Annotated in this window: 21 protein-coding genes; 7 read left to right on the top strand and 14 right to left on the bottom strand. The window is 72.5% G+C overall.

Going from position 1 to position 22,532, the window contains the following annotated elements:
• Positions 1-184 precede the first annotated feature (184 nt).
• Positions 185-946 carry an MIP/aquaporin family protein gene (locus ASE15_RS10020; RefSeq protein WP_056763121.1) on the top strand — a complete coding sequence of 254 codons (762 nt, stop codon included), beginning with the start codon at positions 185-187 and terminating at the stop codon, positions 944-946.
• Between the two features lie 142 nt (positions 947-1,088).
• Entirely contained in the window at positions 1,089-2,606 is a 1,518-nt protein-coding gene (glpK, locus tag ASE15_RS10015) for a glycerol kinase GlpK (RefSeq protein ID WP_056649659.1), read from the top strand.
• An 84-nt stretch (positions 2,607-2,690) separates the two neighbouring features.
• Here the strand turns inward: glpK and ASE15_RS10010 are convergent, their stop codons facing one another.
• Positions 2,691-3,083, bottom strand: coding sequence for a hypothetical protein (locus ASE15_RS10010; RefSeq protein ID WP_056649656.1), 393 nt, complete (start codon positions 3,081-3,083; stop codon positions 2,691-2,693).
• A gap of 95 nt (positions 3,084-3,178) precedes the next feature.
• On the opposite strand from ASE15_RS10010, the gene ASE15_RS10005 reads away from it, so the two are divergent.
• Complete coding sequence (locus tag ASE15_RS10005; protein ID WP_056649653.1) at positions 3,179-4,477, top strand: alpha/beta fold hydrolase; 1,299 nt, start codon at positions 3,179-3,181, stop codon at positions 4,475-4,477.
• A 79-nt stretch (positions 4,478-4,556) separates the two neighbouring features.
• Here ASE15_RS10005 and ASE15_RS10000 read toward each other — a convergent pair whose 3' ends face one another.
• Complete coding sequence (locus tag ASE15_RS10000; RefSeq protein WP_082608798.1) at positions 4,557-6,056, bottom strand: XRE family transcriptional regulator; 1,500 nt, start codon at positions 6,054-6,056, stop codon at positions 4,557-4,559.
• Positions 6,057-6,193: 137 nt separating this feature from the next.
• Between ASE15_RS10000 and ASE15_RS09995 the strand changes: the two genes are divergently transcribed.
• Complete coding sequence (locus ASE15_RS09995; RefSeq protein ID WP_082608797.1) at positions 6,194-8,149, top strand: phosphoenolpyruvate carboxykinase (GTP); 1,956 nt, start codon at positions 6,194-6,196, stop codon at positions 8,147-8,149.
• Between the two features lie 197 nt (positions 8,150-8,346).
• On the opposite strand, the gene trpS is transcribed toward ASE15_RS09995, so the two are convergent.
• Positions 8,347-9,489: a tryptophan--tRNA ligase gene (gene trpS, locus ASE15_RS09990; RefSeq protein ID WP_056763120.1), complete on the bottom strand. Its 1,143-nt coding sequence runs from the start codon at positions 9,487-9,489 to the stop codon at positions 8,347-8,349.
• 322 nt (positions 9,490-9,811) lie between these two features.
• Here trpS and ASE15_RS09985 point away from each other — a divergent pair, with 322 nt between their 5' ends.
• A complete protein-coding gene (locus ASE15_RS09985) occupies positions 9,812-10,681 on the top strand; it encodes an SMP-30/gluconolactonase/LRE family protein (RefSeq protein WP_056763118.1) in 870 nt (289 codons plus the stop codon).
• A 31-nt stretch (positions 10,682-10,712) separates the two neighbouring features.
• On the opposite strand, the gene ASE15_RS09980 is transcribed toward ASE15_RS09985, so the two are convergent.
• Positions 10,713-11,570: a fumarylacetoacetate hydrolase family protein gene (locus ASE15_RS09980; protein WP_056763245.1), complete on the bottom strand. Its 858-nt coding sequence runs from the start codon at positions 11,568-11,570 to the stop codon at positions 10,713-10,715.
• A gap of 50 nt (positions 11,571-11,620) precedes the next feature.
• Positions 11,621-12,625 (bottom strand): C-terminal binding protein, encoded by a 1,005-nt coding sequence (locus tag ASE15_RS09975; RefSeq protein ID WP_056763116.1) that lies wholly within the window; start codon positions 12,623-12,625, stop codon positions 11,621-11,623.
• Between the two features lie 90 nt (positions 12,626-12,715).
• Between ASE15_RS09975 and ASE15_RS09970 the strand changes: the two genes are divergently transcribed.
• The gene (locus ASE15_RS09970) at positions 12,716-13,483 is read left to right on the top strand and encodes an SDR family NAD(P)-dependent oxidoreductase (RefSeq protein ID WP_056763112.1); all 768 of its coding nucleotides are present in this window, start codon (positions 12,716-12,718) and stop codon (positions 13,481-13,483) included.
• A 50-nt stretch (positions 13,484-13,533) separates the two neighbouring features.
• On the top strand, positions 13,534-13,887 hold the full coding sequence (locus tag ASE15_RS09965; protein WP_056763111.1) for a nuclear transport factor 2 family protein: 354 nt from the start codon (positions 13,534-13,536) through the stop codon (positions 13,885-13,887).
• A gap of 71 nt (positions 13,888-13,958) precedes the next feature.
• Here ASE15_RS09965 and ASE15_RS09960 read toward each other — a convergent pair whose 3' ends face one another.
• From ASE15_RS09960 to ASE15_RS09920, 9 genes are all read right to left on the bottom strand, one after another.
• On the bottom strand, positions 13,959-14,987 hold the full coding sequence (locus ASE15_RS09960) for an acyl-CoA desaturase (RefSeq protein ID WP_235534323.1): 1,029 nt from the start codon (positions 14,985-14,987) through the stop codon (positions 13,959-13,961).
• A 72-nt stretch (positions 14,988-15,059) separates the two neighbouring features.
• Complete coding sequence (locus ASE15_RS09955) at positions 15,060-15,680, bottom strand: hypothetical protein (protein ID WP_056763108.1); 621 nt, start codon at positions 15,678-15,680, stop codon at positions 15,060-15,062.
• 142 nt (positions 15,681-15,822) lie between these two features.
• Positions 15,823-16,320 (bottom strand): DUF1269 domain-containing protein, encoded by a 498-nt coding sequence (locus tag ASE15_RS09950; protein ID WP_056763240.1) that lies wholly within the window; start codon positions 16,318-16,320, stop codon positions 15,823-15,825.
• Positions 16,321-16,431: 111 nt separating this feature from the next.
• Positions 16,432-17,184 (bottom strand): cation transporter, encoded by a 753-nt coding sequence (locus tag ASE15_RS09945; protein ID WP_082618376.1) that lies wholly within the window; start codon positions 17,182-17,184, stop codon positions 16,432-16,434.
• Complete coding sequence (locus ASE15_RS09940; protein ID WP_056649628.1) at positions 17,181-17,513, bottom strand: helix-turn-helix transcriptional regulator; 333 nt, start codon at positions 17,511-17,513, stop codon at positions 17,181-17,183. The genes ASE15_RS09945 and ASE15_RS09940 overlap by 4 nt, the downstream gene beginning before the upstream one ends.
• 83 nt (positions 17,514-17,596) lie before the next feature.
• Entirely contained in the window at positions 17,597-18,520 is a 924-nt protein-coding gene (locus tag ASE15_RS09935; protein WP_082618354.1) for an SDR family NAD(P)-dependent oxidoreductase, read from the bottom strand.
• Positions 18,517-19,842 carry an enolase C-terminal domain-like protein gene (locus ASE15_RS09930; RefSeq protein WP_235534321.1) on the bottom strand — a complete coding sequence of 442 codons (1,326 nt, stop codon included), beginning with the start codon at positions 19,840-19,842 and terminating at the stop codon, positions 18,517-18,519. Before ASE15_RS09930 ends, ASE15_RS09935 begins: the two co-directional genes overlap by 4 nt.
• Positions 19,839-20,669 (bottom strand): SDR family NAD(P)-dependent oxidoreductase, encoded by an 831-nt coding sequence (locus tag ASE15_RS09925; RefSeq protein ID WP_235534320.1) that lies wholly within the window; start codon positions 20,667-20,669, stop codon positions 19,839-19,841. Before ASE15_RS09925 ends, ASE15_RS09930 begins: the two co-directional genes overlap by 4 nt.
• A complete protein-coding gene (locus ASE15_RS09920; protein WP_056763106.1) occupies positions 20,666-22,447 on the bottom strand; it encodes a hypothetical protein in 1,782 nt (593 codons plus the stop codon). The genes ASE15_RS09925 and ASE15_RS09920 overlap by 4 nt, the downstream gene beginning before the upstream one ends.
• Between the last annotated feature and the right edge of the window lie 85 nt (positions 22,448-22,532).

Here is a 22,532-nt window from a genome sequence, read left to right as displayed (position 1 = left end):
CCCGGCTCCCCGAGAACAACTTCATCCGCCGGTCCCCGGCCCGCTCGGCTCGCGCCGGGCGACGTCGGGGCCGGCACACCCCCAACCTCACGGGTGCGCACCTCGCGGCGCACACCGGGGCCCCGCCGCACGGATGCGCCGGGGTGGTTGCGACAACGAAGTCCACCAAGAAAGAGAGAAGCTGATGGACACACTCCTCCTCAACGCCTTCTGGTCCGAGATACTCGGCACCGCGACCCTGATCCTGATGGGCGCCGGCGTCGTAGCCAACGTGATCCTCCCCAAGACCAAGGGCTTCAACGGCGGCTGGCTCCTCATCAACTTCGGATGGGGCCTTGCCGTCTTCACCGGTGTCTACGTCGCCTACAAGTCGGGTGCTCACCTCAACCCGGCCGTGACCATCGGTCTGTTCACCGCGGACCGCCCCTTCTACTCGGTCACCGGCCCCGAGGGGATGGTCACCGCGACGATCGAACCGACCGTGAGCAACATGTTCATGTACTTCGGCGCGCAGATGATCGGTGCGATCCTCGGTGCCGTGCTCGCGTTCATCGCCTACAAGAAGCACTTCGACGAGGACGCTCCTGCCGCGACCAAGCTCGCGGTCTTCTCGACCGGCCCCGAGCTCCGCTCCTACGGCTGGAACTTCATCACCGAGGTCATCGCGACCTTCGTGCTCGTGTTCTTCGTCGTGGCGTCCGGCAACACCCCCTCGGGCCTCGGCCCGCTCGCGGTCGCGCTGGTCGTGGTCGGTATCGGTGCGTCCCTCGGTGGTCCCACCGGGTACGCGATCAACCCTGCTCGTGACCTCGGCCCGCGCATCGCCCACGCCCTCCTGCCCATCAAGGGCAAGGGTTCGAGCGACTGGGCCTACTCGTGGGTCCCGGTCGCCGGTCCCCTCGTCGGCGGCGTGCTCGCCGGCCTCCTCGGGGCAGCCTGGGGCTGACCTGCTCCCTCCGCGTGACCGGGACGGGGCGACCCGCCCCGGTCACGCGACCACCCGCCGTCGGGCACGGCGACCCTTCGTGAACTCCCGCCGCGCAGCGCGGCACCCGCTCAACCACACCGACGTGAAGGACTGACACACCATGGCCGACTACGTTCTCGCCATCGACCAGGGAACCACCAGCTCCCGGGCCATCGTCTTCAACCACTCCGGGGAGATCGTCTCCTCCGGCCAGCTCGAGCACGACCAGATCTTTCCGCGGGCCGGCTGGGTCGAGCACAACCCCGAGCAGATCTGGAACAACGTGCGCGAGGCCGTGGGTCTCGCACTGACCCGCGCGAACGTGACCTACACCGACATCGCCGCGGTCGGCATCACCAACCAGCGCGAGACCGCGGTCGTGTGGAACCGCAAGACGGGCAAGCCCGTCTACAACGCGATCGTCTGGCAGGACACCCGGACCCAGAAGATCGTCGACGAGCTCGGCGGCGAGGCGGGCCCCGAGAAGTACAAGGCGATCGTCGGCCTGCCCCTCGCGACGTACTTCTCCGGTCCCAAGGTCAAGTGGATCCTCGACAACGTCGAGGGCGCCCGCGAGGCTGCCGACGCCGGCGACCTCGTGTTCGGCAACACCGACACCTGGGTCCTGTGGAACATGACGGGCGGCGTCGACGGCGGCGTGCACGTCACCGACGTGACCAACGCGTCGCGCACCATGCTCATGGACCTCGACACCCTGAGCTGGCGCGAGGACATCGCGGCCGACATGGGCATCCCCCTCTCGATGCTCCCGGAGATCAAGTCGTCCTCCGAGGTCTACGGGAAGGGTCGCCCCGGCGGGCTCCTCCCCGGCGTCCCGATCGCGGGCATCCTGGGCGACCAGCAGGCCGCGACGTTCGGCCAGGCGTGCTTCGAGGTCGGACAGGCCAAGAACACGTACGGCACGGGCAACTTCATGCTGCTCAACACGGGCACCGAGAAGGTCATGAGCGAGAACGGCCTGCTGACCACGGTCTGCTACAAGATCGGCGACCAGCCGGCCCGCTACGCGCTCGAGGGCTCGATCGCCGTCACGGGCTCGCTCATCCAGTGGCTGCGCGACAACCTGGGCATGTTCTCGGACGCGCCCGACGTCGAGTGGCTCGCCCGCAAGGTCGACGACAACGGTGGCGCGTACTTCGTGCCCGCGTTCTCGGGTCTGTTCGCACCGCACTGGCGCTCCGACGCCCGTGGCGCGCTCGTGGGCCTCACGCGCTACGTCAACAAGAACCACATCGCGCGCGCCGCGCTCGAGGCCGTCGCGTTCCAGACCCGCGAGGTCCTGGACGCCATGAACGCGGACTCGGGCGTCGACCTCACCGAGCTGCGCGTCGACGGCGGCATGGTGCAGAACGAGCTGCTCATGCAGTTCCAGGCGGACCAGCTCGGCGTGGACGTCGTGCGGCCCAAGGTCGCGGAGACGACGGCGCTCGGTGCCGCGTACGCCGCGGGCATCGCGGTCGGGTTCTGGCAGGGCGAGCAGGACGTCATCGCCAACTGGGCCGAGGACAAGCGCTGGAGCCCGTCGATGGACGAGGGCGAGCGCGAGCGTCTCTACCGCAACTGGAAGAAGGCCGTGAGCAAGACCCTCGACTGGGTCGACGAGGACGTCGAGAAGTAGTCCTTCTCGCAGCCTCGCCGGAGCCGGCGTGACCAGGAGGTCACGCCGGCTCCGGCGTGTCAGGAACCGACCGGCTCCGGCGTGTCAGGAACCGACCGGCTCCGGCGTGTCGCCCGGTCGGACGATGCGCCCGTCGTCGCTCACGAGGCCGACCGCGACCCCGGTCGCCGCAGCGATGCGCAGGCACGCAGCCTGCGCCGCGCGCGCCTGGGACCAGCCGAACGCGACGTAGAGCAGCTCACGCCCGATCGAGTAGTCGGCCAGGCGGGGATCGTCGACGTCCTCGTCGGCGTCCGGCCCGTTCATCGGCGGGAACTCCTGGGCCAGCGCGTCGTAGAACGTCCGGAGGGCGACGGACGTGACCGCGGGGTCCGTGTAGTCGTGGTCCTCGCCCCACTCGGCCTGCTCCTCGAACCATGCCTCGAACCCGTCGTCGTCCACGGTCTCCGTGGCGAACACGGCGATGTCGTAGCTCATGCCTGCCTCCTTCTCGATCCTGAGGTTGCACGCTACGGATCGCCTCCGACACACCCAGCCTCCAGGACCGGCTCGCGCTCGATAGGCTCGTCGCCATGACCTCCGTGAGCTGCACGATCCCCGGGATGCACGTCACCGACCACGTGGTCGAGGTCCCCCTCGACTGGTTCGACGAGACCGACTCACGCCGGATCACGGTCTTCGTGCGCGAGCTGGTCGACCCGGTCCGGCGGCGCGAGGACCTGCCCCTGCTCGTGTTCCTCCAGGGCGGCCCGGGCGGCAAGGGGCCACGGCCCACCGGGCCCGAGGGGTGGGTCGGGACCATGCTCGCGACGCACCGCGTGATCCTGCTCGACCAGCGCGGCACGGGCCGCAGCTCGGCCGTGCGCGGGCGCCACCTGGCAGCGCTCGGCGACGCGGCCGCGCAGGCCGAGTACCTCTCGCACTTCCGCGCGGACTCGATCGTGGCCGACGCCGAGCACGTGCGCCGCACGCTGTTCGGCGGTCGCCGCTGGGAGTCGCTCGGGCAGAGCTACGGCGGCTTCCTCACGCTCACGTACCTGTCACGCGCCGCCGAGGGCCTCTCGGCCTGCTACGTCACGGGCGGGCTCGCGGGCATCGAGGCCGACGCGACCGAGGTCTACCGCCGCACCTACCCGCGCACCGCGGCCAAGAACGCTCGCTTCGCGTCGCGCTTCCCCGACGACGTCGCACGCCTCGCGCGCATCGCGGACAGGATCGCGGTGGGGGACGTCACTCTGCCCGACGGCGACACGCTCTCGGTGCGACGCCTCCAGACGCTCGGCATGGACTTCGGCATGAAGCCGGGCTTCGAGCGTGTGCACTGGCTGCTCGACGAGGCGTTCGACCACGACGACGAGGACCTGAGCGACACGTTCCTCAGCGAGGTCCGGGACCTGACCTCGTACTGGACGAACCCGCTGTACGCGGTGCTGCACGAGTCGATCTACGCCTCGGGCCGCGGGGCCACGGGCTGGGCCGCCGAGGGGGTCCGCGCCGAGCACCCGGAGTTCTCCCCCGAGGCCCGGCCGCTGCTCTTCACGGGCGAGATGATCTACCCCTGGATGTTCGAGGAGATCGCGGGGCTCCGCGCGTTCCGCGGGGCGGCCGAGGAGCTGGCCCGCCGCGAGGAGTGGACCGTGCTGTACGACCTGGACGTGCTCGCGGCCAACGAGGTCCCGGTCGCCGCGGCCGTCTACTACGACGACATGTTCGTCGACGCCCACCTGTCGCTCGACACGGCCTCGCGCGTCGGGAACGTGCAGGCGCTCGTCACGAACGAGTTCGAGCACGACGGGCTGCGCACGGGCGACGTCCTGGAGCGGCTGCTGCCGCTCGTCGACCAGCAGGGCGGGCCGCTGCGCGACGTGTGACGACGTGCGACGCCGTCAGCGAGGCGGGCGCGACGTGGGCGGGCCAGGGCAGGCAGGGCGAGCGCCGGCCCGGCCCACCTCACTCCGCGCCGGGCGTCGGCGCGTGCTTCTCGAGGAACGCGTAGACCTCTGAGGCGTCAACCCCGGGGAACGACCCCGAGGGCAGTGCCGACAGCACGTGCTGGTGCATGCGCGCGCTGGGCCACGCGACCTCCTCCCAGCGGCGCGCGAGCTGGGCCTGGGGCCGGCGGCAGCAGGCCTCGTCGGGGCAGGTCGAGGCGCGCCGCGCGGTCGTCTCGCGTCCCCGGAACCACTTGGCCGAGGCGAACGGGACCCCGACCGTGATCGAGAACTCGCCCGTCGTCGTCGTGCCCGTCTGCGTGCTGCACCAGAACGTGCCCGCCGGGGTGTCCGTGTACTGGTAGGACTCGGTCGCCCGGTCGCGGCGCGCGAAGGCCTCGCGTGCCGCCCACCGGCGGCAGACCAGCTGCCCCTCGATGGCCCCCGTGACGTCGGCCGGGAACGGCAGACCGTCGTTCGCGTAGCCGCGGTAGAGGGCGCCGTCGTCGCCCACGCGCATGAAGTGCACGGGGATGCCCAGGCGCGACGTCGCGAGGTTCGTGAAGCGCTGCGACGCGGCCTCGTGCGAGACGCCGAACGCGTCGCGGAAGTCCTCGACCGCGAGGTCCTTCTCCTTCTTGCGCTGCTCGAGGAACTCGACCGCTGCGGACTGGGGCATGAGGCAGCACGCCGCGAAGTAGGTGATCTCGACGCGCTGGCGCAGGAAGTGCGCGTACGACGTGGGCCGCTGGTGCCCGAGCACGCGGTGCGCGATGGCCTGCAGACCGAGCGAGCGCAGGCCGTGGCTCCCGGGGATCGAGGCCGGCGGCAGGTAGATGCGGCCGTTGCGCAGGTCCGTGACGGTGCGGGTCGAGTGCGGCAGGTCGTCGACGTGGAGCAGCGTGAAGCCGAGCTGCTCGGCCATGCGAGCAACGGTGCGGTGGGTGAGCGCACCCACGCGGTAGCCGGCCCGGCGCGTCATCTCCTCGGCGAGGTCCTCGAGCTCGGGGATGTAGTTGTTGCGCGACTGGCGCTCGAGGCGCAGCTCGGTGTTGGCGCGGCGTGCCTCCTCGGGCGTCGCGATGGCCTCCGACGCGCGCCGGGCGAGCTCGCCGTGCAGCCCCACGAGGTTCTCCAGGACCGGCATGGGCAGCTTCTGGGAGGCCTTGACCGACGGCAGCCCCAGGGTCGCGAAGAGGGGGCCTCGCTGGGCCCGGTCCAGCTCGATCTCGAGCGCGGCCCGGCGCGACGGCGGCTCGTCCGCGAGCAGGTCCGTCACCGTGACGTCGAGCGCGCCCGCGAGCGCCTGGAGCAGCGAGAGCCGGGGTTCACGCTTGCCGTTCTCGATGAGCGACAGGAGGCTCGCGGTGGTCCCCACCTGCGCACCGAGGGCGTCGAGGGTGAGCTCCCGACCGGTCCGGAACCAGCGGATCCGGCGGCCCAGCGTGATGAGGTCGGTGGTCGCGGGAGCCAGGACCTCGGGGGTCGTGGGGATCTTGCGGTCTTCGTCGACGGCCATTCCTTGACTCTATGTCAAGAACCGCAATTCTTGACACGGTTCTGGGTGGAAAACTGCGCCGTTCCGGGTCGAAGGTGGAAACAGCAGGACACACGCCCACCGGGCGAACGCCCCCGCCCAGGACCGGAGACCCGATCATGACCGTGACCGCCAACCCTCGCCGCACCCACCTCGCCGCCCTCGCCGAGGAGCTGCCCGACGTGCTCGCCACGCCCCTGGCCGGTGCGGCGTTCGGCCCCGGTGCCCGATCCGCCGTCGTTGCGGACCGCGACCCGCGCGCCTGGGTCCGCGAGATCGCCGACCTGACCGAGCCCGACTCGGTCGTGTGGTGCGACGGGTCCGCGGCCGAGAAGCAGCGGCTGATCGACCTCATGGTCGACGCGGGCACGCTCCTGCCGCTCGACCCCGAGCTGCGACCGGGCAGCTACCTCGCCCGGTCGAACCCGAGCGACGTGGCCCGCGTCGAGTCCCGCACGTTCATCTGCTCGCAGGACGAGGCCGACGCGGGGCCCACCAACAACTGGCGCGAGCCCGACGTGATGCGCGCCGAGCTGCGCGGGGTGTTCGACGGCTCGATGCGGGGTCGGACCATGTACGTCGTGCCGTTCTCGATGGGACCGGTCGGCGGCCCCATCTCGCAGGTCGGCATCCAGGTCACCGACTCCCCGTACGTCGTGGTGAGCATGGGCGTCATGACGCGGGTCGGCAGCGACGTCCTGGCCCTGATCGACGCGGGCGCGCCGTTCGTGCCGGCCGTCCACTCGGTGGGCGCGCCGCTCGTGGTCGACCGCCCCGACGGTTCGGTCGACCTCCACGAGGACGTCGCGTGGCCCTGCAACGACACCAAGTACATCGCGCACTTCCCCGAGACCCGGGAGATCTGGTCGTACGGCTCCGGGTACGGCGGCAACGCCCTGCTCGGCAAGAAGTGCTTCGCGCTGCGCATCGCCTCGGCCATGGCACGCGACGAGGGCTGGCTCGCCGAGCACATGCTGCTCATCCGGGCCACGTCGCCCGAGGGGCGCGCCTACCACCTCGCCGCGGCGTTCCCGTCGGCGTGCGGCAAGACGAACCTCGCGATGCTCCAGCCGACCGTCCCGGGGTGGAAGGTCGAGACCATCGGCGACGACATCGCGTGGCTCCGCCCCGGTCCGGACGGGACGCTGCGCGCGATCAACCCCGAGGCAGGGTTCTTCGGCGTCGCGCCCGGCACGGGCATCGACACCAACCCGGTCGCGGTCGCGACGTTCGCCCGCGACACGATCTTCACCAACGTCGCCCTGACCGACGACGGCGACGTCTGGTGGGAGGGACTCACCCCCGAGGCCCCCGAGCACCTGATCGACTGGCGCGGTGACGACTGGACGCCCGCCGACGGGGCCGCGGGCACGCCCGCCGCGCACCCCAACTCCCGGTTCACGGTCGCAGCCGCCCAGTGCCCCACGATCGCCGACACCTGGGAGGACCCCGCGGGCGTCCCGATCGACGCGATCGTCTTCGGCGGGCGCCGCGCGACCAACGTGCCGCTCGTCGCCCAGGCCTACAGCTGGGAGCACGGCGTCTTCATGGGAGCCACCATCTCGTCCGAGCGCACCGCCGCGGCCGAGGGCGCGCTGGGCGAGCTGCGCCGCGACCCCTTCGCGATGCTGCCGTTCTGCGGGTACAACATGGCGGACCACTGGGCCCACTGGCTGAGCGTCGGGGCAGGGCTCGACCCGGCCAAGCGGCCCAAGATCTTCCAGGTCAACTGGTTCCGCAAGGGGGCCGACGGCTCGTTCCTGTGGCCCGGGTTCGGGGAGAACTCGCGCGTGGTCGAGTGGATCGCCCAGCAGGTCGACCGGTCCCGCGGCCTGCGGACGGACGCGGGTGCGGTGACGAGCGCCGTCGGGCTGCTGCCTGCCGAGGGTGCGCTGGACGTCGACGGGCTCGACCTCCCGCAGGGTGCCCTCGAGGCGCTGTTCGAGGTCGACGCCGCGTCGTGGCTCGCGGAGACCGAGCTCACGAGCGAGTTCTTCGACACGTTCGGCGACCGGGTCCCGGACCAGCTGTGGGCACAGCTGGCGCGGCTGCGGTCGCGGCTCGGGGCCGAGTGAGCCTCGGACTCGTGTGAGGACGCGGACCGGTGCGAGACGCGGACCCGGGCGAGAAGGGCCCCTCCTCGCCGAGGGTGACCACCCCGCCCGCCGACGGTGACGCACCAGCCCGCCGACGGTGACACCTGATGTCCCCCTCGGCGGGCGGACTGGTCACCGTCGGCGGGCCCTCACGTCACCCTCGGCCGGAGCACGCGTCACCCTCGGCGGTAGACCATGCCCATGAGCCCGCGCACGTCCTCGAGCGTGCGGTCGGCGATCTCGTTGGCCCGCGCGTTGCCGCGCGCGAGGATGTCGAGCACGTCGGGTCCGTCGCCCGCCGCGAGCGCCGCACGCCGCGCGCGGATCGGGCGCAGGTGCTCGACGAGCGCCTCGGTCACGAGCGCCTTGAGCCTCCCGGCACCCGCGGACCCGATCTCGTCGGCGATCTGCTCGGGGGTGCGCCCCGTGCACAGCGACGCGATCGTCAGGAGGTTGGCGACCTCGGGCCGGGCGTCGGGCTCGTAGGTGATGACCCGCTCCGCGTCGGTCTTGGCCCGCTTGACCCACCGGGCCGTCTCGTCCTCGCTCGCCCCGAGAGGCAGCGTGTTCCCGCGGCTCTTGCTCATCTTGGTCCCGTCGGTCCCGAGGATCGTGGGCGAGGGCGCGAGCAGCGCGTCGGGCTCGGGGAAGTACGGGTTCGCGGCGGCGTACCGCTGGTTGAAGCGGCGCGCGACGGTACGCGTCATCTCGAGGTGCGGCAGCTGGTCCTGCCCCACGGGCACGAGGTTGCCGTGGCAGAACAGGATGTCGGCGGCCTGGTGCACGGGGTAGGTCAGCATGAGCCCGCTCATGGCCCGACCGCCCGTGGCCGCGGTCTCGGCCTTGACGGTCGGGTTGCGGTCGAGCTCGGCGACGCTCACGAGGCTCAGGAACGGCAGCAGGAGCTGGTTGAGCGCGGGGACGGCGCTGTGCGCGAAGACCGTGGTCCGGTCCGGGTCGATCCCGGCCGCCAGGTAGTCGAGCAGGATCTCGCGCACCGTCCCGCGCAGGTCTCCGGCCTCGTCGCGGTCGGTGATGACCTGGTAGTCGGCGAGGATCAGGAAGACCTCGACGCCTGCCTGCTGGAGCCGCACGCGGTTCGCGATGGTCCCGAAGTAGTGCCCGATGTGCAGCGCTCCCGTCGGTCGCTCGCCCGTCAGGACGCGGAACTCCGCGGGGTTCGCAGCGATCCGCGCCTCGACCTCGAGGCTGCGGGCACGGGCCGCGTCGAGTGTCCCGACGGCGGAGCCCGCCTCGGGCGGACGGGTCCCCTGGGCAGGGGGCGTGGCTGCGACGTGGGCCGCGGTGGTGAGGGTCATGGTGCTCCTTGGTTCAGGAGCCGCCCTCGCTCGCCGGAGGCGACGGAGGGCCGACCCGGGCTGCACGCAGGGCAGCTCGGGGACACGACTGGTCACGGCTGCGAGGGCAGCCACCACCAGTTGCGCGTTGTCATGGGCTCAAGGCTACTCCCGACGCCCCTGGGCAGAGCACCGGTGCGCTGCCGAGCGGACCCGCCCGGGTCGACCACACCCGTCCCCGGGTACGTCGCCGCGCTCGGTTCACGGCACCGTCCGACGGCTCTGGCGCAGGAGCCGACGCAGGCCGTCCTGCACCGGTTCCCGGGTCCGGGACAATAGCCCCATGCGTGCCGAGAACATCACCGGTCCCGTCGCCCACCACGGCGAGGGGCCTGTGTGGTCCCCGACCTGGGGCGGGCTGCGGTTCGTCGACATGATGGCCGGCGACCTCCTGACCCTCCAGCCCGACGCCACGGTGGCCCGCCGCCACGTGGGCGACTACGCGACCATGGTGCGCCCTCGCTCCCGGGGAGGCTACGTCGTCGGGCTGGAGCGTGGGCTCGCGCTCGTGGACGACGAGTCCCCCGACTCCCCCGTGCGCCCCTTCCCCGAGCTGTGGAGCGACCCGACGGTCCGCCTCAACGACGGCTCGGCGACCCCGGACGGCGCGTTCTACGCGGGGTCCATGCCGTTCGACGACCGCGCGGGCGCGGGCGCCCTGTACCGCGTCGAGCCCGACGGCGCCGCTCGCCTCGTGCTGTCGGGCGTCACGTGCTCGAACGGGCTGGGCTTCTCCCCCGACGGGACGCTCGCGTACTACGTGGACACGCTCACGTGCCGCGTCGACGTGTTCGACTACGACCCGGGCACGGACGAGCCGCTCGCGAACCGTCGGGCCCTGGTCGAGATCCCGCGCGAGGACGGGCTGCCCGACGGGCTCACGGTCGACGCCGAGGGCGGCGTGTGGGTCGCGCTGTGGGGCGGCAGCGCGGTGCGCCGCTACGCCCCGGACGGCTCGTTGACCGAGGTCGTCGAGCTGCCCGCCTCGCACGTCACGGCGTGCACGTTCGGCGGCGCGGGCCTCGACGAGCTGTACATCACCACCTCGCGGCTCATGATCGGCGAGCCCTTCGAGCCCGAGCTCGACGCGGGGTCGGTGTTCCGCGTGGTGCCCGGGGTCGAGGGGCTGCCGGTCCTGCCCTTCGCGGGGTAGGCACGCGGCGCCCTGGCCGACCCTCAGGTCGTCACACGACCGCGTCGCGGACCTTCTGCTCGCAGCGGCCCAGGCCCTCGATCTCGACGGCCATGACGTCGCCGTCGACCAGGTAGGGGAAGCGGCCCGAGAGCGCGACCCCCTGCGGCGTCCCGGTGTTGATGACGTCCCCCGGCTCGAGCACCATGTACTGCGACAGGTGCCACACGAGGAAGTCGACGGCGAAGATCATGTCGGCCGTCGACGAGTCCTGACGGACCTCCCCGTTGACCCACGAGCGCAGGCGAAGGTTCGTGGCGTCGACCTGGTCGGCCGGGACGAGCGCGGGACCCATCGGGTTGAAGGTCTCGCAGCTCTTGCCCTTGGACCACTGACCGCCCGAGACGGCCATCTGGTAGTCGCGCTCGGACACGTCGTTGGACACCGTGTACCCGGCGACGTGCGCCGCGGACTCCGCGGGCGAGGCGAGGTAGCGGGCCTTCTTCCCGATGACGACCGCGAGCTCGACCTCCCAGTCGACCTTCTGGGCCCCTGGGGGCAGCAGCACGTCGTCGTCGGGGCCGACCACGGTGTTGGAGTGCTTCCAGAAGATGATCGGGACGGTCGGCGGCTCGGAGCCGGACTCCGCCGCGTGCGCGGCGTAGTTCATGCCGATGCACACCACGGCCGTGGGCCGGGCGACCGGGGCCCCGACCCGCAGCGCGTCGGCGTCGACGACCACGGGCAGCTCGCCCGCCTCGAGGGCGGCCCGGGTGCGCGCGATCCCGTCGGCCGCGAGGAACTCGCCGTCGACGTCGCGGGTCAAGGAGTCGAGCGAGTAGGTGGTGCCGTCCGCGGTGCGGACGACGGGACGTTCGTGGCCGGGGAGGCCGAGGCGCATGAGCTGCACGTGCTGCACGGGGTGCTCCAGGAGGTCGTTATCAGGGATGAAACAGGACGTCAGCGTGCCAGGGCGCGCGCGTAGTCCGGGTTGACGATCGAGCCGACGGGACGGCCCGCGAGGAACTCGATCGCGTTCTGCGCGGTGTGCACGGGCAGGTCGGCCATGGCCTCGGGCGAGAACCAGGCGGCGTGCGGGCTCAGCAGCACCTGGTCGAGGGTGCGAAGGCGTGAGTCCGCGGGCAGCGGCTCGTGCGAGAACACGTCGAGCGCCGCAGCCCCCAGGTGGCCCCCCTCGAGCGCGTCGGCCAGCGCCTCCTCGTCGATCAGGGGGCCGCGGCACGTGTTGACCACGACGGCGCCCGGCTTCATGGTCGCGATCGACGACGCGTCGAGCAGGTGCCGCGTGGCCTCGCTGAGCGGGGCGTGCAGGCTCAGCACGTCGGCCTCGGCGATGGCCTGCTCGCGCGAGACCGGCAGGTAGCCGGCCGCGGCGACGTCGACGTCGGGCACGAACGGGTCGTGGACCAGGACGCGGTAGCCGAGCGCCGCGCAGCTGCGCGCCACGAGCGAGCCGATCCGGCCGTAGCCGATGACCGAGACCGTGGTCGCGGACAGGCGCGCGGCCATGGGGCGCGGGGCGGTCGCGGCCCAGACCCCGCTGCGCACGGCACGGTCGTAGCCGACCAGCCCTCGGCTCAGCCCGAGGACCATCGCGACCGTGTGGGACGCGACCTCCTCGATGCAGTAGGTCGGGGTGTTCGCGACGGCGATCCCGCGCTCGGTCGCGGCGGCGACGTCGACCATGTCGTAGCCGATGCCCATGCGGCTGATGAAGCGGACGCCCTCGATCTCGTCGAGGACTCGGGCGGTCAGGGGCGCCCACTGGACGACCAGGGCGGACGGGGTCGCGCCTGCGGCCGCGGCGTCGCGGACGAGGTCGATGACGGCGTCCTCGGTCCGGGCCGCCCCGCGCACGACACCGAGGCCGGCGGCCGTGACGGTGTCTTCGCAGGCGGTGCCCGGGAGGTCGCAGTCGGTGATGACGACGGTGTCGGGGTTCATGAGCGGAAATGCTATAGCATCTAGCAACCCGGAGCCAGCGTGCATGGACAGGTGCTTGCGCTCCCCACAATTTGCTATAGCGTTTGGCCCATGGCTCGACGACTTGCGCTGATCACGGGCGCCAGCTCCGGGATCGGTTCCGCGACCGCCCTCCAGCTCGCCCGTGACGGATACGACCTCTGGCTCACCTACGCCCACGACGAGCTCGGGGCGCGCACGACCGCGGACCTCGCGACCGAGCTCGGCGCGACGTGCCACGTCTCGCGCCTCGACCTGCGCGACGTCGTGTCGGTCGAGAAGCTCGTCACGCGGGTCGACCGGCAGTGGGGCATGCTCCACGTCCTGGTCAACAACGGCGGCATGTGCCCGTACCGCGCGCTCGACGACATCGAGCTCGACGAGTGGGACGCCGTCATGGAGACCAACGCGCGCGGCACGTTCGTCCTCTCCCGCGCGGCGCTCCCTCTCCTGCGGGCCGCCGCAGCCCCCGAGGGCGAGCCTCCCGTCGACCGCAGCATCGTCAACGTGGCCTCGATCGCGGGCCAGCAGGGCGCGCTCAAGACCGGGGTGCACTACGCCGCGAGCAAGGGTGCGCTCCTCGCGATCACGCGCAGCTTCGCGCGCCTCCTGGCCGCCGAGGGGATCCGCGCCAACGCGGTCACGCCCGGCCCCGTCACGAGCAACATCACGAACCAGCTCGACGACGTGGGTCGCGCGGCCCTGACGTCCTCGATCCCGCTGGGCCGGTTCGGCACGCCCGACGACGTCGCGTGGGTCATCGCGTCGCTCGCCTCCCCGCGGGCCGGGTTCGTCACGGGAGCCACGTACGACATCAACGGCGGCGTCCGGATCGACTGACCCGGCACGACCCGGCCACCACCCGACGACCACGACGAGACGAGCACCGCATGACCGAGCGCACCGCACCCCCGAGCGAGACGGCCCACGCCGTGGTCACCGAGCAGGTCACCGCGTTCAACGCGCACGACCTCGAGCGGTTCCTCGCGACCTACGCGCAGGACACCGTGGTCGTCGGCGTCACGCCCGCGCCGATCGTCGGCAAGGACGCGCTGCGCGCCTTCTACGGTCCCCGCCTTGCAACCGGAGATGTGCACTGCACAATCGATGCCTCGGTGACGTACGGTGAACGATGGGTGGTCGCACGCGAGATCGTGACGACCTCGAACGGGTCGGGCGAGACCATCGCCACCTTCGAGGTCCTCGACGGTGTCATCACCCGGGCGAGCATGCTCAAGGCCTGACGCCCCCACGAACGCGGAGCCCGGTCGGTCACCCCCCTTGATCGACCGGGCTTCGCTCTGTCCGGTGCGCACTACCTCCCGAGCGACGCCGCCAGCGGGCACGTGAACGGCTCCTGGGCGCGCAGGCCCACGTGGTTGAGGTAGCTCACCACGATCCCGTAGGACCGGAACAGACCCACCTCGGTGTAGGGCACGCCCGCGACCTCGCAGTAGGTGTGCACGATCGGCTGGACCTTCTTGAGGTTGGGCCGGGGCATGCTCGGGAACAGGTGGTGCTCGATCTGGTAGTTCAGCCCACCCATCACGGCGTCGACCGCGTACCCGCCGCGCACGTTGCGTGACATGAGCACCTGGCGCCGCAGGAAGTCGAGCGTCATGTCGTGCGGCACGATCGGCATGCCCTTGTGGTTCGGGGCGAACGACCCGCCGAGCAGCACGCCGAACAGCGTGAGCTGCACCCCCAGGAAGGCGGCGGCCTTGCCCGGTGGCAGCAGCACGAACAGCACACCCACGTAGACCGCCAGCCTCCCCAGGACGAGCGGCGCCTCGACCCCCCGATGCGGGAAGGCGTCCTTGCGCAGCACGGTCCGCACGCTCGCGACGTGCAGGTTCAGACCCTCGAGCGTCAGCAGCGGGAAGAAGAACCACCCCTGGTGGTGGGCGAGCCACGCGCGCCACCCCGTCCTCGCCGCCAGGGCAGCGGGGGTGAACGAGATGACTCCGGGCGAGATGTCGGGGTCCTCGCCCTCCTGGTTGGGGGCCGAGTGGTGGCGCTCGTGCTTGGTGCGCCACCAGCCGTAGCTCAGGCCGACGAACCCGCCCGCGAGGACCCGGGCCGTCCAGTCGTTCCACCCGCGCGAACGGAAGATCTGCCGGTGCGCGCTGTCGTGGCCCAGGAAGGCGATCTGCGTGACGACCACGGCCATGGCCGCGGCGACGACGAGCTGCCACCACGAGTTCCCGACGAGGGCGACCGCGACCCAGATCCCGGCGAAGGCGAGCAGCGCCAGGACGAGCCGCGTCCAGTAGTAGCCGTACCGCCGTCGGAGCAGCCCGGTCTCACGGACGAGCCGGGCCAGGGTGGAGTACTCGTTCGTCACCCGAAGCGCGACGGGCCGCGCCCTCGGGAGGTCTGTCGGCGCCACGTCCATGGGGTCCTCATCGCTCCGGGGTCACTCGAAGCGGATCTCGTCCGCCTCCACGAGGACGGCACCGGCGCGTCGATCCTCTTCTCGCTGCAGGTCCGCGACCTCCGCGGCCAGGCGGTCGTGCTCGGCGACGAGGTCCCGGCTGACATCACGCAGGACGCCGGCGATCTCGCGGGCGAGGCCACTCCGGAGCACGGCGAGGCTCGTGTGGCCGATCAGCAGGCGACGGTCCGAGACGGTCAGCTCGACGCCCTCGTATCCCGCGTCGGCGAGGCGTCGTCGGACGTCGTCGCTCTCGATCGCGTCCTGCTCCTCGCGCGTGACGCGGCGCGAGAACACCGCAGGGACGGTGTAGGCGACCGGCTCACGCGCCGTCCCCAGCTCCGGGGGCAGAGCGGTCGCCAGGACACCGGTCAGCCGGAGGGCGTCGGGGTCGGGTGGCTGCTCGGGGTCGCGGCCGCGCGCGTGCGCGTTCTCGCCGACGTGCCCTCGCTCGTGCCCGCCCTCGTTGTCCCAGTCGCGTGCCGCCGCGTCGTCCTCACGCTCCGCGACCGAGCGTTCGACGTCCTCCGGCAGCGTCGTGAGCGCGCCCTGTCCCCCGCCGCGCCCTGGTGCAGCCGGTCCGTGCGTCTCGTTGCCAGGCATAGTTCGACGCTACGCCTCATCGGGTGCGCCGACGGGTCCTCGCCGGTGCAGGTTGCGTGTGGGTCGGGCCGCCTCGCCGGGCACGACGACGGCCCCGGTCCGTGAAGGACCGGGGCCGTGCGTCTCGCGCGTGCGGAGGTTCTCAGACCGCGTCGTCGAAGGCCGCGCGGAGCTTGGCCTCCTCGTCGGCCGACAGGTTCGTCTGGATGAGCTCGCCGTGGATGCCCTGCGCCTTGAGCGCCTCGTGGACCCGGTCCATGACGGCCCCCGACGTCATGACGAACAGCGCCGACGTGCCCGGCGTGACCTTGGACCGCACCGAGTCGATGAAGTCGTCGTCGATGCCCACGTCGGTCAGCGAGCCGGCCAGCGCGCCCGAGGCAGCACCGATCGCGACGCCGATGAGCGGGATGAAGAAGATGATCCCGAACAGCAGGCCCCAGAACGCGCCGCCGAGCGCGCCGATGCCCGTCGTGTTGTTGGACTGGTGCGTCTTGGGCTTCTTCTTGCCCTCTTCCCACGACACGATCGCCGCGTCCTGCACCTGGATGAGCTCCTGCTTCTGCAGCCCCAGCAGCGCGTCCTCCGCCTGCTGTGCGCCTTCAGGAGTCTCGAACTTCCACACCGTCAGTGTTGCCACCACAAGCCTCGTTCCGTCGTCGTCGGTTCTCGGAGGACGCCGTCCCGGTCCGGGAGCGGGTCCTCCTCGACCGTAGGTGCGCTTGCCCGAGGCCGCCATCGGAGACCGGCGTCAGTCGGCGCAGCACGAGCACCCGTCGCGGTCGGGCGTCGCGCCGCCCGCGGCACGCGCGTCCGTGCCCGACGACGGAGCCCCCTCTCCCTCGGCGTGCAGCGCCGCGACGGGCGAGCAGCACGCGTCGCCGCGCCAGGCCTCGACGCCTTCCTTGATCGCGACGGCCGCGATGACGAGGGCCGCGACCGGGTCGGCCCACGTCCAGCCCAGCGTGGTGTTGAGCAGCAGGCCCACGAGCAGCACGGCCGAGAGGTAGGTGCACAGGAGCGTCTGGCGCGAGTCCGCGACGGCCGAGGCCGAGCCCAGCTCGCGGCCCGTGCGTCGCTCGAACCAGGAGAGGAACGGCATGATCGCGAGGCTCACGGCCGCGAGCACGATCCCGACGGTCGAGTGGTCAGGATCGGATGCCCCGAGCAGCGTGCGCACGGCGTCGACGCTGACGAACAGCGCGAAACCGAAGAACGACACCGCGATGAGGTGCATCGCGGTCCGCTCGCGACGGTGCGGGTCGGGGGCCGCGAACTGCCATGCGACGGCTGCGGCCGACAGCACCTCGACGACCGAGTCGAGGCCGAAGCCCACGAGCGCGGCCGAGGACGCGAGGCGACCGGCCGTGATCGCGACGACCGCCTCGACCACGTTGTAGGCGATGGTCGCCGTGACGATCCAGCGCACGCGACGCTCGAGGAGGGCTCTGCGGGCGGGCGCGAGGCCCGCGTTCGGGCGGGGGCCGATCGACACCGAGGTCATGAGCAGGTGCACCCGTCGGGCGAGCAGCACGTCGGGTCGACCGTGACGACGAGCCGGAGCAGGTCGTCGAGCGCGGGCGCGAGGTGGCTGTCGGCGAGCCGGTACCAGGTGCGTCGGCCGTCGGGGATCGCCTCGACGAGCCCGCACCCGCGCAGGCACGCGAGCTGGTTCGACATGACCTGGCGCGAGACGCCCAGGGCGTCGGCCAGGTCCGAGGGGTACGCGGGCGCTTCACGCAGGGTCAGCAGGATGCGCGTGCGCGTCTCGTCGGACAGTGCGTGCCCGAGCCGCGCGAGCGCCGCGGTGTGCGTGAGGGTGACGGTCTCCATGGACAGGACAGTACACGGAAACCTGAATCCAGAAGATAGTGTATCGCCAAGGTGGCCGGGTCGTCAGGGTCCTCCCGGTCGACTCACGCCAGCCCGTACCGCGCGTCGAGCTCTGCGTCGTGCGGCAGCGTGCCGAACGACGCGGTCCAGGCGCCGTCGGCCGCGATCGACTGCCCGGACACGTAGGACGACTCGTCCGACAGCAGGAACGCGACCACGGCCGCGATCTCCGACGACTCGGCGATGCGCCCGAGCGGCGGGCCCTCGGCGAGCCCGCGCTCCTCGGCCGCCGGGTCGGCGGCGTTCGCGATCTGCGCGTCGAGGTGCGGCGTGCGGACCCCGCCGGGCGCGACCGTGTTGGCCCGGATGCCGTAGCGCCCGTATGTCACCGCGACGCTGCGCGCGAGGGCGTCGATCCCGCCCTTGGTCAGCTCGTAGGCCGCGTGGTCGACGAACGAGGACCGCCCGTGGATGGACCCGACGTTGACGATCGACCCGCCGCTCACCTGGTCGGTGAACGCCTCGACCGCCGCGGCGGCCCCCCACAGGTAGCCCAGCCCGTTGATCTCGACGACGTCGCGCGCCGTGCGCTCGATCGCCTCGGCCCGTCCGGGGTCGCCCATCGCGTGCAGCGGCGTGGTCTGGGTGATGCCCGCGTTGTTGACCCAGCCCGCGAGCGGCGCGAGGGTCCGGGCGACGCGCGCGGCCTCGCGGTGCGCCTCGCGGTCGCGCGAGTCCGCGAGCACGACGGCCGCGCAGATCCCCTCCGCGACGGTCCCCGAGCCGGGGGTCCGCTCGAGCCCGACGACGGCCCAGCCGTCCGCGGTCAGCCGCGCCGCGATGGCCCGGCCGATGCCCTTGCCGCTCCCGGTCACCACGACGCTGCGGGTCGCGGCTGGTCCTGGCACGGAGGCTTGTCCGGTCGGGTTCTGGGCGGACACCGGTCCTCGCTCGTCGTCGTGCCCGACGGCGGAGCCCGCCCGGGGCGTGCTCGTCGGGTCGGTCATCGGTCCTCCTGGTCGCCGAGCATGCGGTTGTCGTCGGTCGAGCATGCGGTTGTCGTCGTTCCGGGGCCCGTTCCGGACGCCAACCGCATGCTCGGCCGCGAGGGCTCGGTCTCGAACGTGAAGTACGCGGGCGAGAGCGTGAAACCCAGGCCGGGGGCCTCGGGCGGCAGCGCCGTGCCGTCCGAGAACGTCGGCCCGCCCTCGACGAGCAGCGGCGCCGGGTCGTAGGGGTTGCCCTGCGGCGAGCGCTCGAACGTCTCGACCCCGATCCCCGCTGCGCCTCCCAGGTGGACGCTGACCTCGGGGTACACGTGGCTCGACGTCACGAGCCCCGCGTCCTGCCAGGACCGGACCAGGGGGTCGGCGGCGGTGATGCCACCGATCCCGACCACGTCCACGCGCGCCACGTCGAGCGCGCCGAGCGCAGCGAGCCGCGCGAAGACCTCAGGGTCCGTGACCTCGTCGCCGATCGCGAGCGGCAGTCCCGTGACCTCACGGATGCGCGCTGCGCCGTCGGCGTCCTCGGGCAGCACGGGGTCCTCGAGCCAGGCGAGCGCAGGCGCTCCGGCCCCTGCGGGACCGCCGATCCCCCACGCGTCCAGGTCGGCGAGCGCGTCGTCCGCGTCACGCCAGCCGAAGCCCACGTCCACGACGACGCCGCTGCGGCCCGCCTCCGTCTCCCGGCCCGTCGCTCCTGGCAGCTCGTCGCGCAGGATCGCGAGCAGGCCGCGCATGAGGTCGCGGTCGGGAGAACGGGAGATCTTGAGCAGCGGCCAGCCCTCGCGGGCGCGGTCGAGCACCTCGTCGGCGACGTCGCGCGCCGTGCGACCGGGGGTCGGGTAGGCCGCGACCAGGATCGCCGGGCGGGCCGCTGGCACGACCGGGCCGGAGTCCAGGAGCCGCCACACCGGGACTCCTGCGACCTTGCCCGCGACGTCCCACAGGGCGACGTCGACCAGCCCGATCGCCCGGCGGACCAGGCCCACGCGCCCCACGATCGCCGATCCGCGCAGCGCGGCGTCCCACGCCGCGCGCACCCCTGCGGCCGGATCGTCGACCGGGAGGTCGCGGCCCACGACGTGCGGTGCGACGAGGCGCTCGACGATCTCGGCCATGGGCGCCTCGCGCGTCAGGGCGTAGGAGACACCCGTGACCTCGGCGCCGTCGGGCAGCACCGCACGGACCTGGACCCCCACGTACTCGCGGCGCGTGACCGTCATGGCCCCGAGCTGCAAGGGCTGCGGCAGGGCGACGACGGTCGTCGACGTGCGGACGTCGGTGATGCGCGCGAACCCGCCCCGGCTCATGGCTCGGCTCGTCATTCCGGCTTCTTCGCGAGCGGGACGCCGTAGTCGATGATGAACCCGCCGTCGACGTAGATGGTCTGGCCGATCACGTACTGCGACTGGTCGGACACGAGCCAGCTCACGGCGTTCGCGATCTCCGAGGCGTCGGCGAGGCGGCCCGCGGGGATGCGCGCGAGGATCGTCTCCTCCTTGAGCGTCCCGGCCGCGACGCCCTGGCGGAAGACGCCCGTGTCGATGTACCCGGGCGCGACCGCGTTGACCCGTACCCCGCGCGCGGCCCACTCGGCCCCCGCGGTCGAGGTCAGGCCGATCACGGCCGCCTTGGTCGTCGAGTACGGGGCTCGGCCCGCGGAGCCGCGCGCCGAGACCGACGAGATGTTGACGATCGCGCCGCGGCCCGCGGCGAGCATGTGCCGGCCCGCGGCCTGGAGGCAGGTGAAGACGCCGTGCAGGTTGACGTCGACCACGGCCTTCCACTCGTCCCAGCTCAGGTCCTCGATGCCGCGGTGGCGCTGGATCCCGGCGTTGTTGACCAGGGCGTCGATGCTGCCCGTCGCGGCGGCGACCGCGTCGAACGCCGCCCCCACGGCCGCGTGGTCGGTGACGTCGAGGGGCATCCAGACCAGGCTCGGCTCGGCGGGCAGGGCCACGAGGTCGAGCGCGGGCAGGTCGTGCTGGACGACGTCCACGCACACCACGCGGTAGCCGTCGGACGCGAGCCGCTCGGCGATCTGTCGGCCGATGCCGGCCGCGCCGCCCGTGACGATCGCGGTGCGGAGCGGGGTGCCGGCCGGGGTGCCGGCCGGGGTGCCGGTCGTGGTCGTGGTGCTGGGGATGCTCACTGTTCCTCCGTGGAAGTCTGCGCTGGTGCCGGCGTCGTCGCCGCCAGGGTGTCGATGAGGTGGTTCGCGTGCTGCTCGAGCCGCGCGAGCGAACCGGGCGCGAGCGGCGACTGCCACGCCTGGTAGGCGCCGCGCACGTAGGCCTGGTCGGTCGGCAGGTAGACGAAGCCCGGGCCGTTGGTCAGGTTCGCGACGACCACGGGGTGGTCACCCGCGTGCTCGCGGACCGTGCGCTGGAAGCGCGAGTACGCCTCGCCCGGGTGCGCGACGAGGAACCCGTCGCCGATCTGCCACACCCACGTGGGGTGCTCGACGGTCGGGCCGGTCACGTAGCCGTCGCGCAGGTTGCGCGCGCGGCGCAGCCGCTCGTCGCGGCTGCGCGGGTCGATGTCGGCCCACTCGGCCTCCATCTGCGCGAGGCTCGGCAGGTCGCGCAGGTCCAGCACGACGGCGTCGCTCACCGCGCGCAGGACGCGCGAGCCCTCGACGGGGCGCGGCTCCCACATGCCCAGCGGTGCTCCGGACTGCACGACGTGCGTGAGCTCGAGGGCCGTGCCGGGGGGCGGCAGCTCGGCGAGCGCCGCGAGGACCGCGTGCCCGAGCGAGAGACCGTGCCGGTCGGCGACAGCGACGTCCCCCGTGTACTGCTCGCGCGGGGCCAGCTCGCCCGAGGCGCCCTGGAAGAACGCGACGGGGGCCCCGGTCGACTCCTCGACGAGGTCGCGCATCGCGCCCACGTAGTCCGGGGAGACCAGGGTGTTCTGCCACGCGAGCGTCGTGGGATGGCACGCGTAGTTGACGATCGTCGCGAGAGGCGTCGTGGTCGGCAGGGGCTCGCGGGCGGCCGCGCAGGCGGGGCAGCGGCTCGCGTCGGCGGTCGACGGGGGGTGGTCGTGCCCGGTCGGTGCAGGGTGGTCGTGCCCGGTGTGTGGCTCGACCCGGCTGAGCCGGCCGATCACGACCGTGTCGTCCGTGGCGGCGCGCGGGACCGACGGGTTGAACCCGATCACGGGGAGCCCGAAGTCCTCGGTGACGTCCGCGGTGGCGCCGGAACCGGCGGACGTCGCGGCCACGGCCTCGCGGCCCGCGTCGACGGGCTCGCCGTGCGACCCGCCCGCGCCGAGGATCAGCTCGCGGTCCGCCGCGAGCGCGCAGCGCCCCGTGGTCCACTCGAGCGTCGCGGGGGCGAGCGTGGCCACGGCCTCGCGGCCCGCGTCGACGGCCTGCGCCGCGAGGTGCTCGAGGTAGGCGGGGACGAGCTCGCCACCTTCGAGGTCGGCGTCGTGGCTGCACAGCACCGGTCCGGCGTGGGTGTGGGACAACGAGATGAGCAGCCGCTCGGGCGGCAGGCCGAGGCCCGCGAGGACCGCGTCCCGGACGCCGCGCTCGTCGTCGACGCGGCGCCACCACGTGGCGTCCACGGTGATCATCACGAGCGGTTCGACCCGGGGAGCGGCGAGGTGCTCGGGGTGAGCGGCGCCGTCGGGCGTGCCGACCTGCTCGGGGTGAGCGGCGCCGTCGGGCGTGCCGACCTGCTCGGGGTGAGCGGCGCCGTCGGGCGTGCGGCGCGCGGGCGAGACGCCCGAGCCGGGCGCCTGCTCCTCGGCGAGGGCGATCGCGGTGAGGGTCATCGCGCGGTGGGTGCCCCGGGAGGCGTTCCAGTCGGCCGGACCCCAGTTGCGGGCGCGGATGCCCACCGGTGGCGTCACGTCGCGGCGCGCGACACCTGCCAGACCGCGGAAACCAGGCACCTTCACCTGGTCGTGCAGGGACACCATGGATCCTCCTCGAGCCTGTGCGTGAACCCTCGAATGCTATAGCATGTAGTGAGGGGGCAAGCCGTCCGGTGGCCCTTCGCCTCGA

Source organism: Oerskovia sp. Root22 (assembly GCF_001429135.1).
Classification (GTDB): domain Bacteria; phylum Actinomycetota; class Actinomycetes; order Actinomycetales; family Cellulomonadaceae; genus Oerskovia; species Oerskovia enterophila.
This window is presented reverse-complemented; position numbering and strand designations above follow the sequence as displayed.